Annotated in this window: 14 protein-coding genes; 2 read left to right on the top strand and 12 right to left on the bottom strand. The window is 67.5% G+C overall.

Features of this window, described 5'->3' with window-relative positions; genetic code table 11:
- Positions 1-5: 5 nt before the first annotated feature.
- Positions 6-1,157, bottom strand: coding sequence for a porin (locus DIE08_RS07420; RefSeq protein WP_124620732.1), 1,152 nt, complete (start codon positions 1,155-1,157; stop codon positions 6-8).
- A gap of 226 nt (positions 1,158-1,383) precedes the next feature.
- On the opposite strand from DIE08_RS07420, the gene DIE08_RS07425 reads away from it, so the two are divergent.
- Positions 1,384-1,998, top strand: coding sequence for a LysE family translocator (locus DIE08_RS07425; RefSeq protein WP_124901469.1), 615 nt, complete (start codon positions 1,384-1,386; stop codon positions 1,996-1,998).
- A gap of 186 nt (positions 1,999-2,184) precedes the next feature.
- On the opposite strand, the gene DIE08_RS07430 is transcribed toward DIE08_RS07425, so the two are convergent.
- The 8 genes from DIE08_RS07430 to DIE08_RS07470 form a co-directional block, all read right to left on the bottom strand.
- Entirely contained in the window at positions 2,185-3,588 is a 1,404-nt protein-coding gene (locus tag DIE08_RS07430; protein WP_124901470.1) for an amidase family protein, read from the bottom strand.
- 72 nt (positions 3,589-3,660) lie between these two features.
- A complete protein-coding gene (locus DIE08_RS07435; RefSeq protein WP_124901504.1) occupies positions 3,661-4,452 on the bottom strand; it encodes an alpha/beta fold hydrolase in 792 nt (263 codons plus the stop codon).
- Between the two features lie 83 nt (positions 4,453-4,535).
- The gene (locus DIE08_RS07440; protein ID WP_059601148.1) at positions 4,536-4,892 is read right to left on the bottom strand and encodes a DUF4148 domain-containing protein; all 357 of its coding nucleotides are present in this window, start codon (positions 4,890-4,892) and stop codon (positions 4,536-4,538) included.
- Between the two features lie 274 nt (positions 4,893-5,166).
- Complete coding sequence (locus DIE08_RS07445) at positions 5,167-5,703, bottom strand: cytochrome P460 family protein (RefSeq protein WP_124620724.1); 537 nt, start codon at positions 5,701-5,703, stop codon at positions 5,167-5,169.
- The gene (locus tag DIE08_RS07450) at positions 5,703-6,746 is read right to left on the bottom strand and encodes an alpha/beta fold hydrolase (RefSeq protein WP_124901471.1); all 1,044 of its coding nucleotides are present in this window, start codon (positions 6,744-6,746) and stop codon (positions 5,703-5,705) included. The genes DIE08_RS07445 and DIE08_RS07450 overlap by 1 nt, the downstream gene beginning before the upstream one ends.
- A gap of 257 nt (positions 6,747-7,003) precedes the next feature.
- On the bottom strand, positions 7,004-8,383 hold the full coding sequence (locus tag DIE08_RS07460; protein ID WP_124901472.1) for a tripartite tricarboxylate transporter permease: 1,380 nt from the start codon (positions 8,381-8,383) through the stop codon (positions 7,004-7,006).
- Positions 8,383-8,880 carry a hypothetical protein gene (locus DIE08_RS07465; protein WP_124901473.1) on the bottom strand — a complete coding sequence of 166 codons (498 nt, stop codon included), beginning with the start codon at positions 8,878-8,880 and terminating at the stop codon, positions 8,383-8,385. The genes DIE08_RS07460 and DIE08_RS07465 overlap by 1 nt, the downstream gene beginning before the upstream one ends.
- A 73-nt stretch (positions 8,881-8,953) precedes the next feature.
- A complete protein-coding gene (locus DIE08_RS07470) occupies positions 8,954-10,240 on the bottom strand; it encodes a hydroxymethylglutaryl-CoA reductase, degradative (RefSeq protein ID WP_124901474.1) in 1,287 nt (428 codons plus the stop codon).
- Between the two features lie 161 nt (positions 10,241-10,401).
- On the opposite strand from DIE08_RS07470, the gene DIE08_RS07475 reads away from it, so the two are divergent.
- Positions 10,402-11,793, top strand: a complete 1,392-nt coding sequence (locus tag DIE08_RS07475) for a PLP-dependent aminotransferase family protein (protein WP_124901475.1) — start codon at positions 10,402-10,404, stop codon at positions 11,791-11,793.
- 48 nt (positions 11,794-11,841) lie between these two features.
- Here DIE08_RS07475 and DIE08_RS07480 read toward each other — a convergent pair whose 3' ends face one another.
- The 3 genes from DIE08_RS07480 to DIE08_RS07490 form a co-directional block, all read right to left on the bottom strand.
- Complete coding sequence (locus DIE08_RS07480; RefSeq protein ID WP_124620712.1) at positions 11,842-13,119, bottom strand: epoxide hydrolase family protein; 1,278 nt, start codon at positions 13,117-13,119, stop codon at positions 11,842-11,844.
- Between the two features lie 171 nt (positions 13,120-13,290).
- Positions 13,291-13,893, bottom strand: a complete 603-nt coding sequence (locus DIE08_RS07485) for a pyridoxamine 5'-phosphate oxidase family protein (RefSeq protein WP_124901476.1) — start codon at positions 13,891-13,893, stop codon at positions 13,291-13,293.
- A gap of 86 nt (positions 13,894-13,979) precedes the next feature.
- The gene (locus tag DIE08_RS07490; RefSeq protein WP_124901477.1) at positions 13,980-14,168 is read right to left on the bottom strand and encodes a hypothetical protein; all 189 of its coding nucleotides are present in this window, start codon (positions 14,166-14,168) and stop codon (positions 13,980-13,982) included.
- Positions 14,169-14,177: the final 9 nt, after the last annotated feature.

A 14,177-nucleotide genomic window follows, 5' to 3' on the forward strand; every position in this document is an offset into this window, starting at 1 on the left:
CGTCGTCAGAACATCTGGCGCAGGCCGATCGCGGCCCCGACGTTGTTGGTTCTGCCGATCTGGTCGACCTTGCCGGTGAGCCGGTTGGTGGCACCCGGATAGTCGGCCGCGAACGCGCCGTTGCCGCGTGCGAAATCGACCGTGCCGTACACCTCGGTGTGCTTCGACAGCGCATATTCGGCCAGCACGGTCGCCGAGTAGTTGATCCCGGAGCCGAGCGTGCCGTCGAGCCGCTCCGCATTGCGCGCATGGCCGTAATAGCCGGCCACCGTGATCAGCAGCGGCGCGGTGGCCTGCCAGTTCGCGCCGACGTAGAACGTATCGTCGATGCGATTCGGGCTGCCGCCGCCGAGCGTGGGCGCCCCGGCCTGCTGCATGTTGAAGTCCGTCGTGCCCGTCTTGTCCTGACCGTGCAGCCAGCCGGCCAGCAGGCGCACGGACGGCGTGACCTGATACGCGCCGCTCACGTGCACGAAGCTCACCTTCGCACCGTTGACCGAACTGCCGTTCACCGACGACACCGAGGTCTGCTGGTAGCCGGCGTTGATCGACGCGGGCCCTTGCGCGTAGGTCAGCTCGACACCGTACGTGCTGTCGAGGCCCATCGCGCCGGCATGATTGCCGAACCCGTAGATCGCATCGACGCTGAAGCCGCTGTACGAGAACTTGTACTTCACCGAGTTCGGCACCGTCAGGTAATTGCCGATGCCGTTGTACGCCCAGCTGTCCTGCCAGTAGTCGCCGACGGTCATCGGATCGAACACGTCGCCCATCGTGTCGTACAGCGGAGCGTACTGGTTGCCGAAGGTCAGCGAGCCGTACCGGTCGCTCGACAGGCCGACGTATGCCTGCCGGCTGAACAGCGTGTTCGCGACGTGCAGCTTGCCGTCGCCGAGCTCGAAACCGTTCTCCAGACGAAAGATCGCCGACAGGCCGCCGCCGAGATCCTCGCTGCCGCGCAAGCCCCAGCGGCTGTGCGTTTCGGGGCCGACCGTCATTCCGATCAGGTCCTTCCCGTCGGGGCCGGCATTCGTCTGATAACGGATCGCCGTATCGACGAGGCCATACAACGTGACGGAACTCTGCGCAAATGCGGACGATGCCGCGGTCAAGACGAATACTGCGCCGACACCACCGGATACGACGATGCGTTTCATGAAATGCCTCCCTGAGCGATTGATTTTGTAAGCAGTCCGACAGCATTCGTGTCCGCCTGCCGGTATAGCGCTCGGGAGAATAATCGGTCATATTCGCGGCACCTATTGCTCTTTCTGGATTGGACCTTTCCAACGCCGTCAACAATCGCGGTAACAGCCGTGCGACGGCCGGAGCGTCGCGCTCGGGTAAGATGGACGCTCCTTCCGTCGCTTCGCCGCCCAAGCCATGTCGACCACCATCGCCCCCCTGCTGCCGCTCGCCGGCGTCCTGCTCCTGAGCGTGGCCAGCCCCGGCCCGAACTTCGTGATCGTCACGTCGACCGCGGTCGCGCAGCGCCGCGCCGGCGTGATGACCGGGCTCGGCCTCGCGGCCGCATCGGGCACCTGGGCCGCGATCGCGATTGCCGGCTTCGGCCTGCTCGTCACCCACGTCGCCTGGGTGCACAGCGCGCTGCGGCTGGCGGGTGCCACGTACCTGATCTGGCTCGGCCTGAAAATGGTGCTGACCGCGCGCCAGCCGCTCGCCGTTTCCGCGCCGGCCGCGTCCTCCGATTGGCATGCCGCGAAGAAGGGTTACGTGGTCAGCATGACGAACCCGAAATCCGTCGCGTTCTACGGCAGCATCTTCGCGTTGATGGTGCCGGCCCATGCGCCGGCGTGGTTCGATCTCGCGGTCGTCGCGCTGTCGATCGGAATTTCGGGCGCGTGGTACTGCACGATGGCGCTGCTCGCGTCGCACCCGTCGGTGCGTCGGCTGCTGATCCGGCGCAAGGCCGTGCTCGACACGACGGCCGGGCTGCTGCTGATGGGGCTTGGCGGGCGGATGCTGGCCGGGCGCTGAGCGCCATTACGCCCCCGCATCGCCATGGAAAGAGCCACTTGCGACACCCTGCACGCGATGCGCCACACGTTGAAACGGAATCCGAAATGAAATCGCGCGCCGGGTCGAACGGCGCGCTTCGATGGAACGATGGATCGATGGCCGACGGGCGTGACGCATCGTCGACGCACCGCGCCCGTCACCGCATCAGCGTACCGGATCGACTGCCACGATCGGCGCGCCGCGCCCCTCGATGTCACGCCCCGCGAGCAAGCACAGATCCTCGCGATGATGCGCGGCAACCACCTGCACACCCACCGGCACGTTGTTCACGATCCCGGTCGTCACCGCGAGCCCCGGCAGCCCCATCGCCGGCAGCGCCCGCAGCGTGAGCTGCGCTTCCCATACGCGCTCGAACGCTTCCGGCCCTTGCCGATCGAGATCGTCGGGAAACGGAAGCTCGGACGACACCGGCAACAACAACACCGCATATTCGTCGAGAAACAGGCGCCACTGCCGTGTCAGCGTCGTACGCCGCACGAGCGCACGGCTGATCACGTCGGCCGGCAGATCGCGCACCTTGCCGCGCACGGCGGCGATCACCGCGGCCGCGCCCGGATCGCCGTCGCTTGCCACCGCGTTTGCCAGCGCATCGAATCCGTCGCCGAGCCAGAGTTGCTCCTGCAACAGCGCGGCCTCGCGCATCGGCGGCGTATCGTCGATTTCTTCGACCGCCCATCCCGCGTCGACGAGCCGTCGCGCGGCATCGCGCAGCGCGGCCTCGACCCCGGGCACGACTTCCAGACCGCGCGGACGCACGCACAGCGCCGCGCGCTTCGGCACGGGGCGACCGTCGATCGGCACCGGCACGTGCCACGGGTCGCGCGGGTCCGGTGCGGCGAGCGCACGCAGCGCCAGCGCGAGATCGTCGATCGAGCGTGCGATCGGCCCCGTCGTCGACATCAGTTGCGCGCCGATCGCACGTTCCGGCGACGACGCATTGAATGCCGGCACACGCCCGAGCGACGGCCGGATGCCATGCACGCCACACGCATAGGCCGGATAACGCACCGAGCCGCCGATGTCGGTGCCGAGCGCGATCGGGCCGATCCCGGCGGCCACGGCAGCCGCCGCGCCGCCGCTCGAACCACCCGGCGTCAGCGAACGGTTGCGTGGATTGTACGTATGGCCGTGCACGAGGTTCGACGTGAACCAGCGCAGCGCGAACGTCGGCGAATTGGTGCGGCCGAGCAGCACGGCACCGGCCTTTCTCAGGTTCGACACCGACGGGCTGTCGGCGCTCGCGATCAGGTTTTCCTGCAACCGCGTGCCGTTGGTCGTCGCGAACGCCGCGACGTCGACGTTGATCTTCACGGTCACGGGCACCCCGGCAAGCGGGCCCGGATCGTCGCCGCGGGCGATCGCGCGATCGACGTCGTCGGCCTGCCGCCGCACGTCGTCGGGGCGATGCTCGACCACCGCGTTGATCGCCGGGTTCACCGCCTCGAGGCGGGCCAGTGCGGCATCCGCCACTTCCCGCGCGGACACTTCACGTTGCCGCACGCGTTTCGCAATTTCAGTCGCCGACAGTTGCCAGAGTTGCTGCGTCATGACTTCTCCTCGTGAAAGGACATCACAATCACCGACGGCGCCACGTCATCCGCCACGCGGCGCCGCATTCACTCACTGCGCATCCTGCTTCGCACGTTCCGCGGCCGCGATGATCGCGTCGGCCACGGCCTTGGGCTGGCTCAGCATCGCGACGTGGCTGCCGTTCACGCGCGTGACCGTCGCGCCGATCCGCTTCGCCATCGCCTCTTGCAGCTTCGGATCGATCATCCGGTCCTGCGTCGCGACGACGAACGACGACGGCTTTGCATGCCACGCGGCCTGCGCGACCTTCTCCGAAATGCAGCCACCGTACCACGGCCCTTGCGTCGCCGCGACGACGCGTTGCTGCGCGGGCGGAAGGTCCGGTGCGAAATCCTGCGCGATCGCCTTGTCCGACAGCGTCGCGAAACCGCCTCCGTCCTTGCGCAGCTCGCCGGCCCACGACGGCGCCGGCAACCCCTGCGTGACGTCGGCGATCGACTGGCCGTTGTCCGGCGCGAATGCCGCGACGTAGACGAGCGACTTCACCTTGTCGTCATTGCCGGCGTCGCTGATCACGACGCCGGCCCACGAATGGCCGACCAGCACGACAGGGCCCTTCTGTTCGTCGATCGCGCGCTTCGTCGCGGCTGCGTCGTCGGCCAGCGAGCTCAGCGGGTTCTGCACCGACACGACGTGCAGGCCGCGCGCTTCGAGCAGCGGAATCACGCGGTTCCAGCTCGACCCGTCGGCGAATGCGCCGTGCACGAGCACGACGTTCGTGCCTTTCAGGTCGTCCTTCGGCGCGGCCTGCGCCGCGACCGCACCGAACAGCCCGCCGAGCACCGCTGCGGACACCAGAACCCGTTTCGTCAAACCGATCATCTTCATGCTCCTTTCCGTCGTGTCGTTCATCTGAAGTGTTTCCGATGCGGCCGCGCCCGCGCGCGGCAGGCGCGGCGATTGCATCACGAATGTGCGTACAGATCGTCGGTGTCCGTCCGCGCGTTCCGTGCGGCGCGCTTGTCGGCCGCGGCGTAGCGGGTGGCAGGCGCCGACGCGGCAGCCACGTTGTCGTCCTGCGACTTCGACGGGCCGTTCTGGTCCGAGCGTGCCACCTGCTGCGCCGCGGCGACGGCGCTCTCTGCGGCGGCGATATCGTCCGGGTAATGCGCTTCACTGCCGGCGGGGTTGTAGCCGGCCTTCTCGAGCCGGATGAGGTCGGCGCGCACGTCGGCACGCGTGAGGCCGTGGCCGGTATCGGCGAACGACAATGCGGGGATCGAAGCGAGCACGGCAACTGCGAGGATTCGAGCGGCTTTCATGAGATTTCTCCTTGGAGGAAGTTGGGGTATCGATCACTCGGCATCCGGTGCGAACGTCTCGCACCGAACGTTTGCTGCATGTCGACAGTAGAACCCGCTCACGTATCCGGCATGTTTCCGAAACAGGGGCGTTGTGCAATCCGATGTTTCCGCAGCGGTTCCCGATACAGTGCGATACAAACCCGGTAACCAACACACCGCTCGCCCCCCACCATGAAAAAAGGCGTGCCACGCGGGGCACGCCTTTCCGTCAGACCGATCCGGTCAGGTCACATCATGGCGCAAGCCGCGTGAACACAAAATCGTGATTCTTCACGCGCGCCTGATGACACGCGAAGCAGGTCTGGTGCTGACCGATATCAGCCGGCACGCCGTTGATGAAGCGCCCGAAGCCCCAGCCGCCCGTCGACGCGTAACGGCGCGAATCCTTCACCATCACCTGCACGGTCGTCGCCTGGCCGGGCACCGTCGCCGGCGCGAACTCTTCGGACTGCTTGCGCTTGTACGCGAGCTTCACGAGGATCGTGCCGTCCGGAAACGGTAGCGTCGACCGTTCGAGCGCGCGGATCGCGACGGGATTGCCGAGGACCACGCGCAATTCGTCGAGCGGCGCCGCTTCCTCGGCCGGCGCGACCATTTCCCACTTGCGGTAGCCGGGCGGGATCGTCACGCCGTAGATCGGCGATGCCGCCGGCTTCGGCTGCTCCGCGAACGCGGCCGGACCGCTCGCCGACCACGCGCCCGCCAGCAGCGCGCCCGCGACGAGCGCACGGCGCGCGCCGCGGCGCAACGCACCCGTGTCTGCCCGCATCACAGGTGTTCCACTTGCAGGATCGCATCCGCGAACGCCTGCGGCGCTTCCTGCGGCAGGTTGTGGCCGATGCCGCCGGTGATGGTCCGGTGCTGATACTTGCCCGTGAACTTCTTCGCATAAGCGGCAGGCTCCGGATGCGGCGCGCCGTTCGCGTCGCCCTCCATCGTGATCGTCGGCACGGTGATGGCCGGGCCGGCGGCGAGCCGCCGCTCGATGTCGTCGTATTGGGCTTCGCCCTTCGCAAGCCCGAGGCGCCAGCGATAGTTGTGGATCACGACGGCCACGTGGTCGGGGTTCTGGAACGATGCGGCGCTGCGCGCGTAGGTTTCGTCGGAGAACTGCCACTTCGGCGACGCGAGCTGCCAGATCAGCTTGTTGAACGCGTCGCGGTTCGCCGCGTAGCCGAGCGCACCGCGCTCGGTCGTGAAGTAGAACTGATACCACCACTGGAATTCCGCCTGCGGCGGCAGCGGCTTGCGGTTCGCCTCCTGGCTGCCGATCAGGTAGCCGCTCACCGACACCAGCGCCTTCACGCGCTGCGGCCAGAGTGCCGCGATGATATCGGCCGTGCGCGCACCCCAGTCGTAGCCGCCGAACACCGCGCGATCGATCTTCAGCGCATCCATCAGCGCGACGATGTCGACAGCAGTCACCGCCTGCTGGCCGTTGCGCACGGTGTCGGCCGAGCGGAACGTCGTCGACCCGTAGCCGCGCAGGTACGGCACGATCACGCGATAGCCGGCCGCCGTGAGCAGCGGCGCGACTTCCGCGTAGCTGTAGATGTCGTACGGCCAGCCGTGCAGCAGGAACACGACGGGGCCGTTCTTCGGTCCGAGATCCGCATACCCGACGTTCAGCACGCCCGCGTCGATCTGTTGGATCTTGCCGAGCGAGGCCGCGCCGGCCGCGCGCTTCGGCGCAGACGCATCGGGCGCCGACTGCGCGCGTGCCAGCGAGCCGAACCCGAGGTCGGCGAGGCTCAGGCTGGCGAGTGTCGTGCCCAGAATCAGGCGGCGGCGGGTGTTCACGGTATCAGGCATGACGCGTTCTCCATTGTCGATCGCTAAGGAAGTGGCCCGCGGCGCGTGCGGGCGTTCAGGTATCGCCGTTCACGGCGGCGGCACGTGGCACCGCGCCGCCCTTGTGAATCGCTTCACCGGTTTTATAGCCGAACCATCCGGACGCTTTGTATCCCAACGTATCTGTGTTCCGGTACGACATACAGCGATTCAAAAATCACCTGCGAAACGGCGCGTCCCGGGGCCGCGCGGCACACGCGACCCCGTGCGCCGGCGCTTCAGAACAGCTTGACGATCGCCGGCACGCTGAGCACCGCGACGTAATACCCCATGAACTGCACGCCCGTGTTGAATGCGAACAGGCGCGACAGCATCCCGCCGAACAGGCCGACCGTGACGATCACCGCGAGCCCCGGCAACTGCCCTTCCCATACGCCGATCACGACGATCAGCCCCGCGAATGTCGCGATGATCGCCTCGTGGCTCAGCTTGCGCGCGACGAACGCCGCCGCGCGGTGCGCGTGGTGCATCGCGAGCGGATACGCGATCAGCGCGGCCAGCAGGATCGACAGCAGGCCGTAGCCGAGGAACTCCGGCCAGCTCATCAGCGTATGCAGGTTGTGAATTTGCCCGCTCGCCGCGTCGACCGTGAAGCGCGGCGGCGCATTGAACAGCGGCGCAGCCGGGCCTGCCGCCACCGGGCTCAGCGGCAACCCGAACGCGATCAGCGGAATCAGCGCCTCCGCGATGTAGGTCGCCTCGGTCACGCCGTTGCGCGCGGCGATCACGGTCGTCAGGCGCTGATACGCATGGCGCACGCGCGCGCCGACGATCTCGCCCATCAGCACCGTCATCGCGACCGGGCTGAACACGAAGGTCGCGCTCGACACGACGGCCGTCCCGATGGTCCATCCGACCTGTTCGCGGTCCAGCACCTTCAGCGGATTCGGGAAGTAACCGCGCCAGCCCTTCACGTCCGGCGCGAGCACGAACGTCGACGGCCCGTCGCGACGCATGCGCCGCCGCTCGGCCGGGGACAGGATCGAGAACAGGTCGGCGACCAACGGACCGATCGCGATCCCGAGGAAGTAGCTGACGCTCAGCTTCACGCCGTAACGACCGGTCAGCGCCTGCAGCCCGACCACCAGCATCACGAACGGCACGAGCAGCAGCACCGACGCCCAGCGCCCGGCCGAAAAATATGCGATGCCGACCGCTGCCGCGAGGAACACCCACGGTGCGGCCTTCGCGATCGCCGTGCCGAACGGTGCGAGCAGCGACGCGAACAGCACCGCGAGCGGCAGCGCGACGAACGCGGCGACGATCGCGCCGGAAATCATCTTGCGCAGTGCGATGTGCGGTACGCCGAGCGCCCGCAGCAGCGTCGCCTGCTGCAACAGCGGCGCGGCCATCGTGTCGCCGGGAATGCCGAGCAGCGCCGTCGGGATCGAATGCGTGATGTGCTTGGCCACCGCGCCCGCGAGAAAGAACGTGAACACACCGGCGGGCGGCACGCCGAGCAGCGCGACGAGCAGCGTAAGCGGCGCGATCGTCGTCGTTTCGTCCGTGCCGGAGATCAGGCCGATGCCCGAGAACACGATCGCGCCGAGCAGCCCCATCGCCAGCGCGGACGGCAACGCATGCACGAATGCGTCCATCAGCGGCCTCCCGTGCGCGCCCGCGCGGACGACGCTTCGTAGGAGGCGAACAGGTCGAGCAGCCCGAGTTCTTCCATTTCGGCACGCGCACTCGGTGACAGGTCGCTTGCCGCGCCGAGGCCGCCCGATGCTTCGGCAAGTTGCCGGAGCGCTTCGTCGCGCTCGGGGCCGCCGGCCGCGTGCTCGATCACTGTGCGCTTCGGCTTGAACAGCAACGCGCACAGCACGCCGCCCAGCAGGCAGCCGCCGAGGCCGATCAGCATTGCATAAGCCCGCGCGATGGCCGCATCCTGCACGAACGACGCGAGTGCGAACCGGCCGGCCTCGAAGGCGCCGAGGCTGATCGCGACGCCGAGCAGGACCGACCATGCCAGGTGTTTCGTGGCGACCGTGTCGCCCCACACCTCGACGAGCGTGTCGGCGGACGCATCGACATGCGCGGATGGCCGTCCGCGAGGCGGCACCGCCGATACGGCGCTTGAACCGGTCTGTTCCATGTGTCTCCTCCTTGATTGATATGTCGCCGGCCGTACCGGCGCGTCATGCGGCATGCCGCACGAGGGCCGCGGATCAGCCGTCGCTGCGCCCTGCCAGCAACGCGACCGCGAAATCCGTGCGCACGTCGTTCGCCGCGACCATCCGTTGCGCGATCCGGTCGATGTCCGCGCCGGTTGCACCGGCCGCCACCGCGATGTTGCGCGCATGCAGCGCCATGTGGCCGCGCTGGATCCCTTCGGTCGCGAGCGCGCGCAGCGCCCCGAGATTCTGCGCAAGCCCGACCGCGACCGCAATCTCGCCGAGTTCCTGCGCCGACGTCACGTTCATGATCTTCAGCGCGAGACGCGCGAGCGGGTGCGTCTTCGTCGCGCCGCCGACGAGCCCGACCGGCATCGGCATCTCGATCGTGCCCACGAGGTCGCCGTTGTCGGCCTTCTCCCACGTCGTCAGCGACGTGTAGCGGCCGTTGCGGCTCGCATACGCGTGCGCGCCGGCTTCCACCGCGCGCCAGTCGTTGCCGGTCGCGACCACCACCGGATCGATGCCGTTCATGATCCCCTTGTTGTGTGTCGCGGCGCGGTACGGGTCGGTCGCCGCGAATACGTATGCATCGATCACCCGATCGATCACCGCTTCGCCCGAATAGTCGTCGGTCGCGAGCGTCTGCGCCGAGTACCGTACCTCTGCGCGCGCCAGGCGAAGATCGGCGAGGTTGGACAGTATCCGCAACCGTACCTGCCCGCCGGTGATCGCTTCGATGCGGGTCGCGACGGCTTCGGCCATCGTGTTGACCGTATTCGCGCCCATCGCGTCGCGCACGTCGACGATCAGGTGCGCGACCACCATCGCACCGCGCGGCGTGTCGGGAAACACGTGTACCTCGATGTCGCGACAACCACCGCCGAGGCCGACGAGCACCTTGTCGCGACTGTTCGCCAGTTCGACCAGTTCGGCCGCGTGCCGCAGGATGGCGAGCCGCGCGCCGTACGGGTCGCCGACGCCGATCACCTGCACCTGCGCGCGCATCAGCGGGCCGCTGCTCGACGTGCGAAAGCCGCCGGCCGCGCGGGACAGCTTCGCCATATACGATGCGGCCGCCACGATCGACGGTTCCTCGACGGCCATCGGCACGATCACGTCGCGATCGTTGATCCGGAAGTACCCGGCCACGGCCATCGGCAGCTCGAACGTGCCGATCACGTTCTCGATCATCCCGTTCGCGGTATCGAGCGGCAGCGCGCCCGGCGAAGCGAACAGCGCGTGCTCGGCATCGCCGAGCCCGACGACGCCGGCGAGGTAGGACAAACGTTGTGCGGGCGTCAGCGCACGGAAATTCGGCAACGCGGAATCGATGGACATGATGTCGTTCTGTCTCGGGGTGGCGGTGTGGCCTGCCACGGTTGCGGCGGGCAGCGGATAGCCGAATAATAGTCACGCTGTACCCATTGAAAAGGTACAGACCGTCCAGACAGCCGGACATCCGTACCCATGACAGTGAATCCGCCCGACGGAACATCGCGATGAAACAGCGTGCAAGAGCCAGCCTGTCTGGCGCCATGGCGGACAATCTCGCCAGACAGATCGAGGAAGGCGTGTTGCCGGCCGGCGCGAAACTGCCTTCCATCAGGGAATACGCCGAGGCGTCCGGGTGTTCGAAGAACACCGTGATCAGCGCGTTCGAGCTGCTCGCCGCCGATGGCCTGATCGAGCCGCGCCGCGGCTCCGGCTTCTTCGTCACGCGGCGCGCGGCAGCCGCGCCCACCATCGACGAGCCGAGCTCGCTCGACCGCGCGATGGACATCGTGTGGCTGATGCGCGAGCAGCTTCACGAGAAGCCCGACGTGCTCAATCTGGGCGAAGGCTTCCCGCCGATCGAATGGCTCGAGGAGACGCGGCTGAACCAGTACCAGCAGCGCATCATGCGTACCGGCTCCGCGTCGCTGTTCCGCTACGGCAGCCGCTTCGGGTATCTGCCGCTGCGCCAGTCGCTGCAGCAGAAGCTCGCCGGCTACGAGATCGAGGCACCGCCCGCGCAGATCGTACTCACGCACGGCGCGAACCAGGCGATGGATCTCGTGCTGCGCTACTTCGTGCGCCCCGGCGACACCGTGCTCGTCGACGACCCGGGCTACTACCCGCTGTTCGGCAAGCTCAAGCTGAGCGGCGCGAACGTCGTGGGCGTGCCGCGCGAGATCGACGGCCCCGATGTCGCGAAGCTGGCCGAGCATATCGCCGCCTACCGGCCGAAGCTGTTCTTCACGCAATCGGTCGGGCACAACCCGACCGCGACCGATACCAGTGCGGCCAAGGCGCACCGCATCCTGCAGCTCGCTGAGGCGCACGACCTGATCATCGTCGAGGACGACGCGCTGGCCGACCTTCGGCCACGCTCGCTCACGCGCATCTCGACACTCGATCAGTTGCGCCGCACGATCTATATCGGCAGTTTCTCGAAGTCGGTATCGGCAGCGCTGCGCGTGGGTTTCCTCGCGTGCAATGCGGCACTCGCGAGCGACCTCGCCGACGTGAAGATGCTGACCCATGTGAGCAGCTCCGAGTATTGCGAGCGCACGCTCGACGCAATCGTCAGCGACGGGCATTTTCTCCGGCATACGAATCATCTTCAGGAGAAGCTGCGACGTGCGACCGGCACCGCCCTCGACGCGCTCGACCGGCTCGGCGCACAGGTCTATCGGCCGAGCGAGCAGAACCTGTATCTGTGGGCCGCGATGCCCGGCTGGCCGGATTCGATGGCACTGGCGCAGGCGATGCTGGAGCGCGGCGTGATCCTCGCGCCGGGCGCGGTGTTCTCGCCGCAGGCCGATCAGCCGTCCGCGTATTGCCGGTTCAACGTCGCGTATCTGGCGGACAAGCGGTTTGCGCACGCGTTGAAGACGCTCACGTCGCAATGAACGCGGGCCGGCATCGCAACCGGCCCGCGTTTTCCCGTCAAACCCCGCTTACGCGCGACGCAACGGCCGGAACCCGGCACGCACTTCCCGGGCGAACAGTTCCGGCTCCTCCCAGGCCGCGAAATGCCCGCCCTTGTCGACTTCGTTGAAGTAGATCAGGTTCCGATAGCTGCGCTCGGCCCAGCTGCGCGGCGCCTGGTAGATCTCGCCGGGGAACACCGTGATCGCCGCCGGCAGCGAGATGTCCACCGCGTTGAAGTTGTTCGAGTGATCCTCCCAGTAGATCTGCGCGGCGGACGTCGCCGTGTCGGTCAGCCAGTACAACGAAATGTCGTCGAGAATCTCGTCGCGCGGGATCGAGCGTTCGGGCACGCCGCCGCTGTAGGTCCACTGCGAGATCTTGTCGTACATCCACGCGGCCTGACCCGACGGCGAATCGGCGAGCGCATAGCCGACCGTCTGCGGGCGCGTGACCATCATCGCCGAGTAGCCGCAGTTGTCGCGGTAGAACGTCGCGAGCTTCTCGTACGCGGCCTTCTCCTTCGGCGACAACGACGCCGGTGCCGGCGCGTCGGTCTGGAGCAGCGTCGCGATATCCGGCGGCACCGTCGCCGGCATGTTCACGTGAATCCCGGCCAGGCCCTGTACGCGCTGCATCGCCATCCGGTGCGAGATCACCGAGCCGCAGTCGCCGCCCTGCGACACGAAGCGCGTATAGCCGAGGCGCGCCATCAGCTCGCCCCATGCACGCGCGATGTGATCGGAGCCCCAGCCCGTCTTCGTCGGACGGCCCGAAAAACCGAAACCCGGCAGCGACGGCACGACGACGTGGAACGCATCGTCGGCACTCGCGCCGTGTGCGGTCGGATCCGTCAGCGGGCCGATCGCCTTCAGCAGCTCGAAGATCGAACCCGGCCAGCCGTGCGTCATGATCATCGGCATCGCGTTCGCGTGCCGCGAACGCACGTGGATGAAGTGAATGTCGAGCCCGTCGATTTCGGTGATGAACATCGGGAACCCGTTCAGGCGCGCCTCGCCCTTGCGCCAGTCGTAGTCGGTGCCCCAGTAACGGAGCAGCGCCTGCATGCGCGCGAGCCGCACGCCCTGCGATTCGTCGGCGACGGTCTCGCGGCCCGGCCAGCGCGTCGCTGCAATGCGGCGGCGCAGGTCGGCCAGCGCTTCATCGGGGATATGGGCGGTAAACGGACGTATGCCGTCGCCGCCGGTTGCCGCCTGCAGCGCGGTGGGCAACATCGCGGATACGCCGGCGGCCACGGAAGTGGCCAGCAGGTGGCGACGCATCGGGGAAAACTGTGTGGAAGACATCGTTCGGCATCTCCTTTCGTGAAGTGGAAAGTGAACATGCCGCGCGGCGGGGCGCGCCTTCGCTTTCATTCGGGCGGGCGCCGGTTGCGCGGCGTTGCCCATTTGAAAGGTCTGACGTATCGGGGATGTGTCTGGTTTGTACGCGTTTGTAGCCGGGACGCGACCGCGCCGTCAGGGCGCGATCCAGCGGCCTTCGTAGCCGTCGCCGCTCACGTCGAACACCGCGCGACGATGGCCGTCGCGGGCGAGGTCGAGCCAGTCGATGCGCGTCACCGTGACGTGGAGCAGGCAGAAGTTCCGGTAGCCGTCGTCGGTGGTCGCCGTGCCCGTGCCCGGACTTGCGGTGACGTGCGCGTCTTCCGGCGACTCGATCGGCGTGCCCGGGCGCAGCGGTGCACGATACAGCAGCAGCGTATGCGGACGGCTCGATTGCCAGACCGCGCGACGTTGTGCTTCGTCGTCGCAAATCGTCGCAACGCCTTCCGCGCGAATCTGCACGAGTGAATCGAGATCGTACGCGACGATCGCGATACGCGGATCGCGGCGCAGCTCCACGACCTTCTCCGAGCGCGCATCGGTATGGAACGACAGCCGATGATCGGCGCGGCTCACTTGCCGCAGCACGATCGTGCGCACCTTCGGCGCGCCGTCGAGGCCGAGCGTCGCGGCCTGCACCATGGTGAACGGCGAGCGCTGTGCGCCGACGCCGGACTCGAGGCACGACCAGAGGCGGTCGTACGTTTCCGTGAGCGATTCGATATCGATGTCGGACATGATGATCTGGCGATCCTGCGTGGTTCGATCACGCCAGCTTAATCGTTTCGGCGGCGGGATTGCGTTGCAGGCCCCCGCCATGCGGTTCAGTTGTAGCCGAGGACGACCGGTGCGGCGTCGTGCGTGTCGGTCGAATCCGCGCCGAAGCGGCCGAGCACGTCGGCGACGTACTGCGGCCCCGCGCCGATCTGCGACGACTTGTGTTGGACGGGACGGATACCGGCGATGCGCGGCGCTTCATCCATCCGTGCGGTGTCGTTGACGACGATGCTCATGTGTCTCTC

This window comes from Burkholderia sp. Bp9004 (genome assembly GCF_003858025.1).
Lineage (GTDB): Bacteria > Pseudomonadota > Gammaproteobacteria > Burkholderiales > Burkholderiaceae > Burkholderia > Burkholderia diffusa.

Bases quoted from the DNA above. Each gene is read 5' to 3' on its own strand.
- DIE08_RS07420 (WP_124620732.1), bottom strand. From the start codon at position 1,157: ATGAAACGCATCGTCGTATCCGGTGGTGTCGGCGCAGTATTCGTCTTG.
- DIE08_RS07425 (WP_124901469.1), top strand. From the start codon at position 1,384: ATGTCGACCACCATCGCCCCCCTGCTGCCGCTCGCCGGCGTCCTGCTC.
- DIE08_RS07430 (WP_124901470.1), bottom strand. From the start codon at position 3,588: ATGACGCAGCAACTCTGGCAACTGTCGGCGACTGAAATTGCGAAACGC.
- DIE08_RS07435 (WP_124901504.1), bottom strand. From the start codon at position 4,452: ATGATCGGTTTGACGAAACGGGTTCTGGTGTCCGCAGCGGTGCTCGGC.
- DIE08_RS07440 (WP_059601148.1), bottom strand. From the start codon at position 4,892: ATGAAAGCCGCTCGAATCCTCGCAGTTGCCGTGCTCGCTTCGATCCCC.
- DIE08_RS07445 (WP_124620724.1), bottom strand. From the start codon at position 5,703: ATGCGGGCAGACACGGGTGCGTTGCGCCGCGGCGCGCGCCGTGCGCTC.
- DIE08_RS07450 (WP_124901471.1), bottom strand. From the start codon at position 6,746: ATGCCTGATACCGTGAACACCCGCCGCCGCCTGATTCTGGGCACGACA.
- DIE08_RS07460 (WP_124901472.1), bottom strand. From the start codon at position 8,383: ATGGACGCATTCGTGCATGCGTTGCCGTCCGCGCTGGCGATGGGGCTG.
- DIE08_RS07465 (WP_124901473.1), bottom strand. From the start codon at position 8,880: ATGGAACAGACCGGTTCAAGCGCCGTATCGGCGGTGCCGCCTCGCGGA.
- DIE08_RS07470 (WP_124901474.1), bottom strand. From the start codon at position 10,240: ATGTCCATCGATTCCGCGTTGCCGAATTTCCGTGCGCTGACGCCCGCA.
- DIE08_RS07475 (WP_124901475.1), top strand. From the start codon at position 10,402: ATGAAACAGCGTGCAAGAGCCAGCCTGTCTGGCGCCATGGCGGACAAT.
- DIE08_RS07480 (WP_124620712.1), bottom strand. From the start codon at position 13,119: ATGTCTTCCACACAGTTTTCCCCGATGCGTCGCCACCTGCTGGCCACT.
- DIE08_RS07485 (WP_124901476.1), bottom strand. From the start codon at position 13,893: ATGTCCGACATCGATATCGAATCGCTCACGGAAACGTACGACCGCCTC.
- DIE08_RS07490 (WP_124901477.1), bottom strand. From the start codon at position 14,168: ATGAGCATCGTCGTCAACGACACCGCACGGATGGATGAAGCGCCGCGC.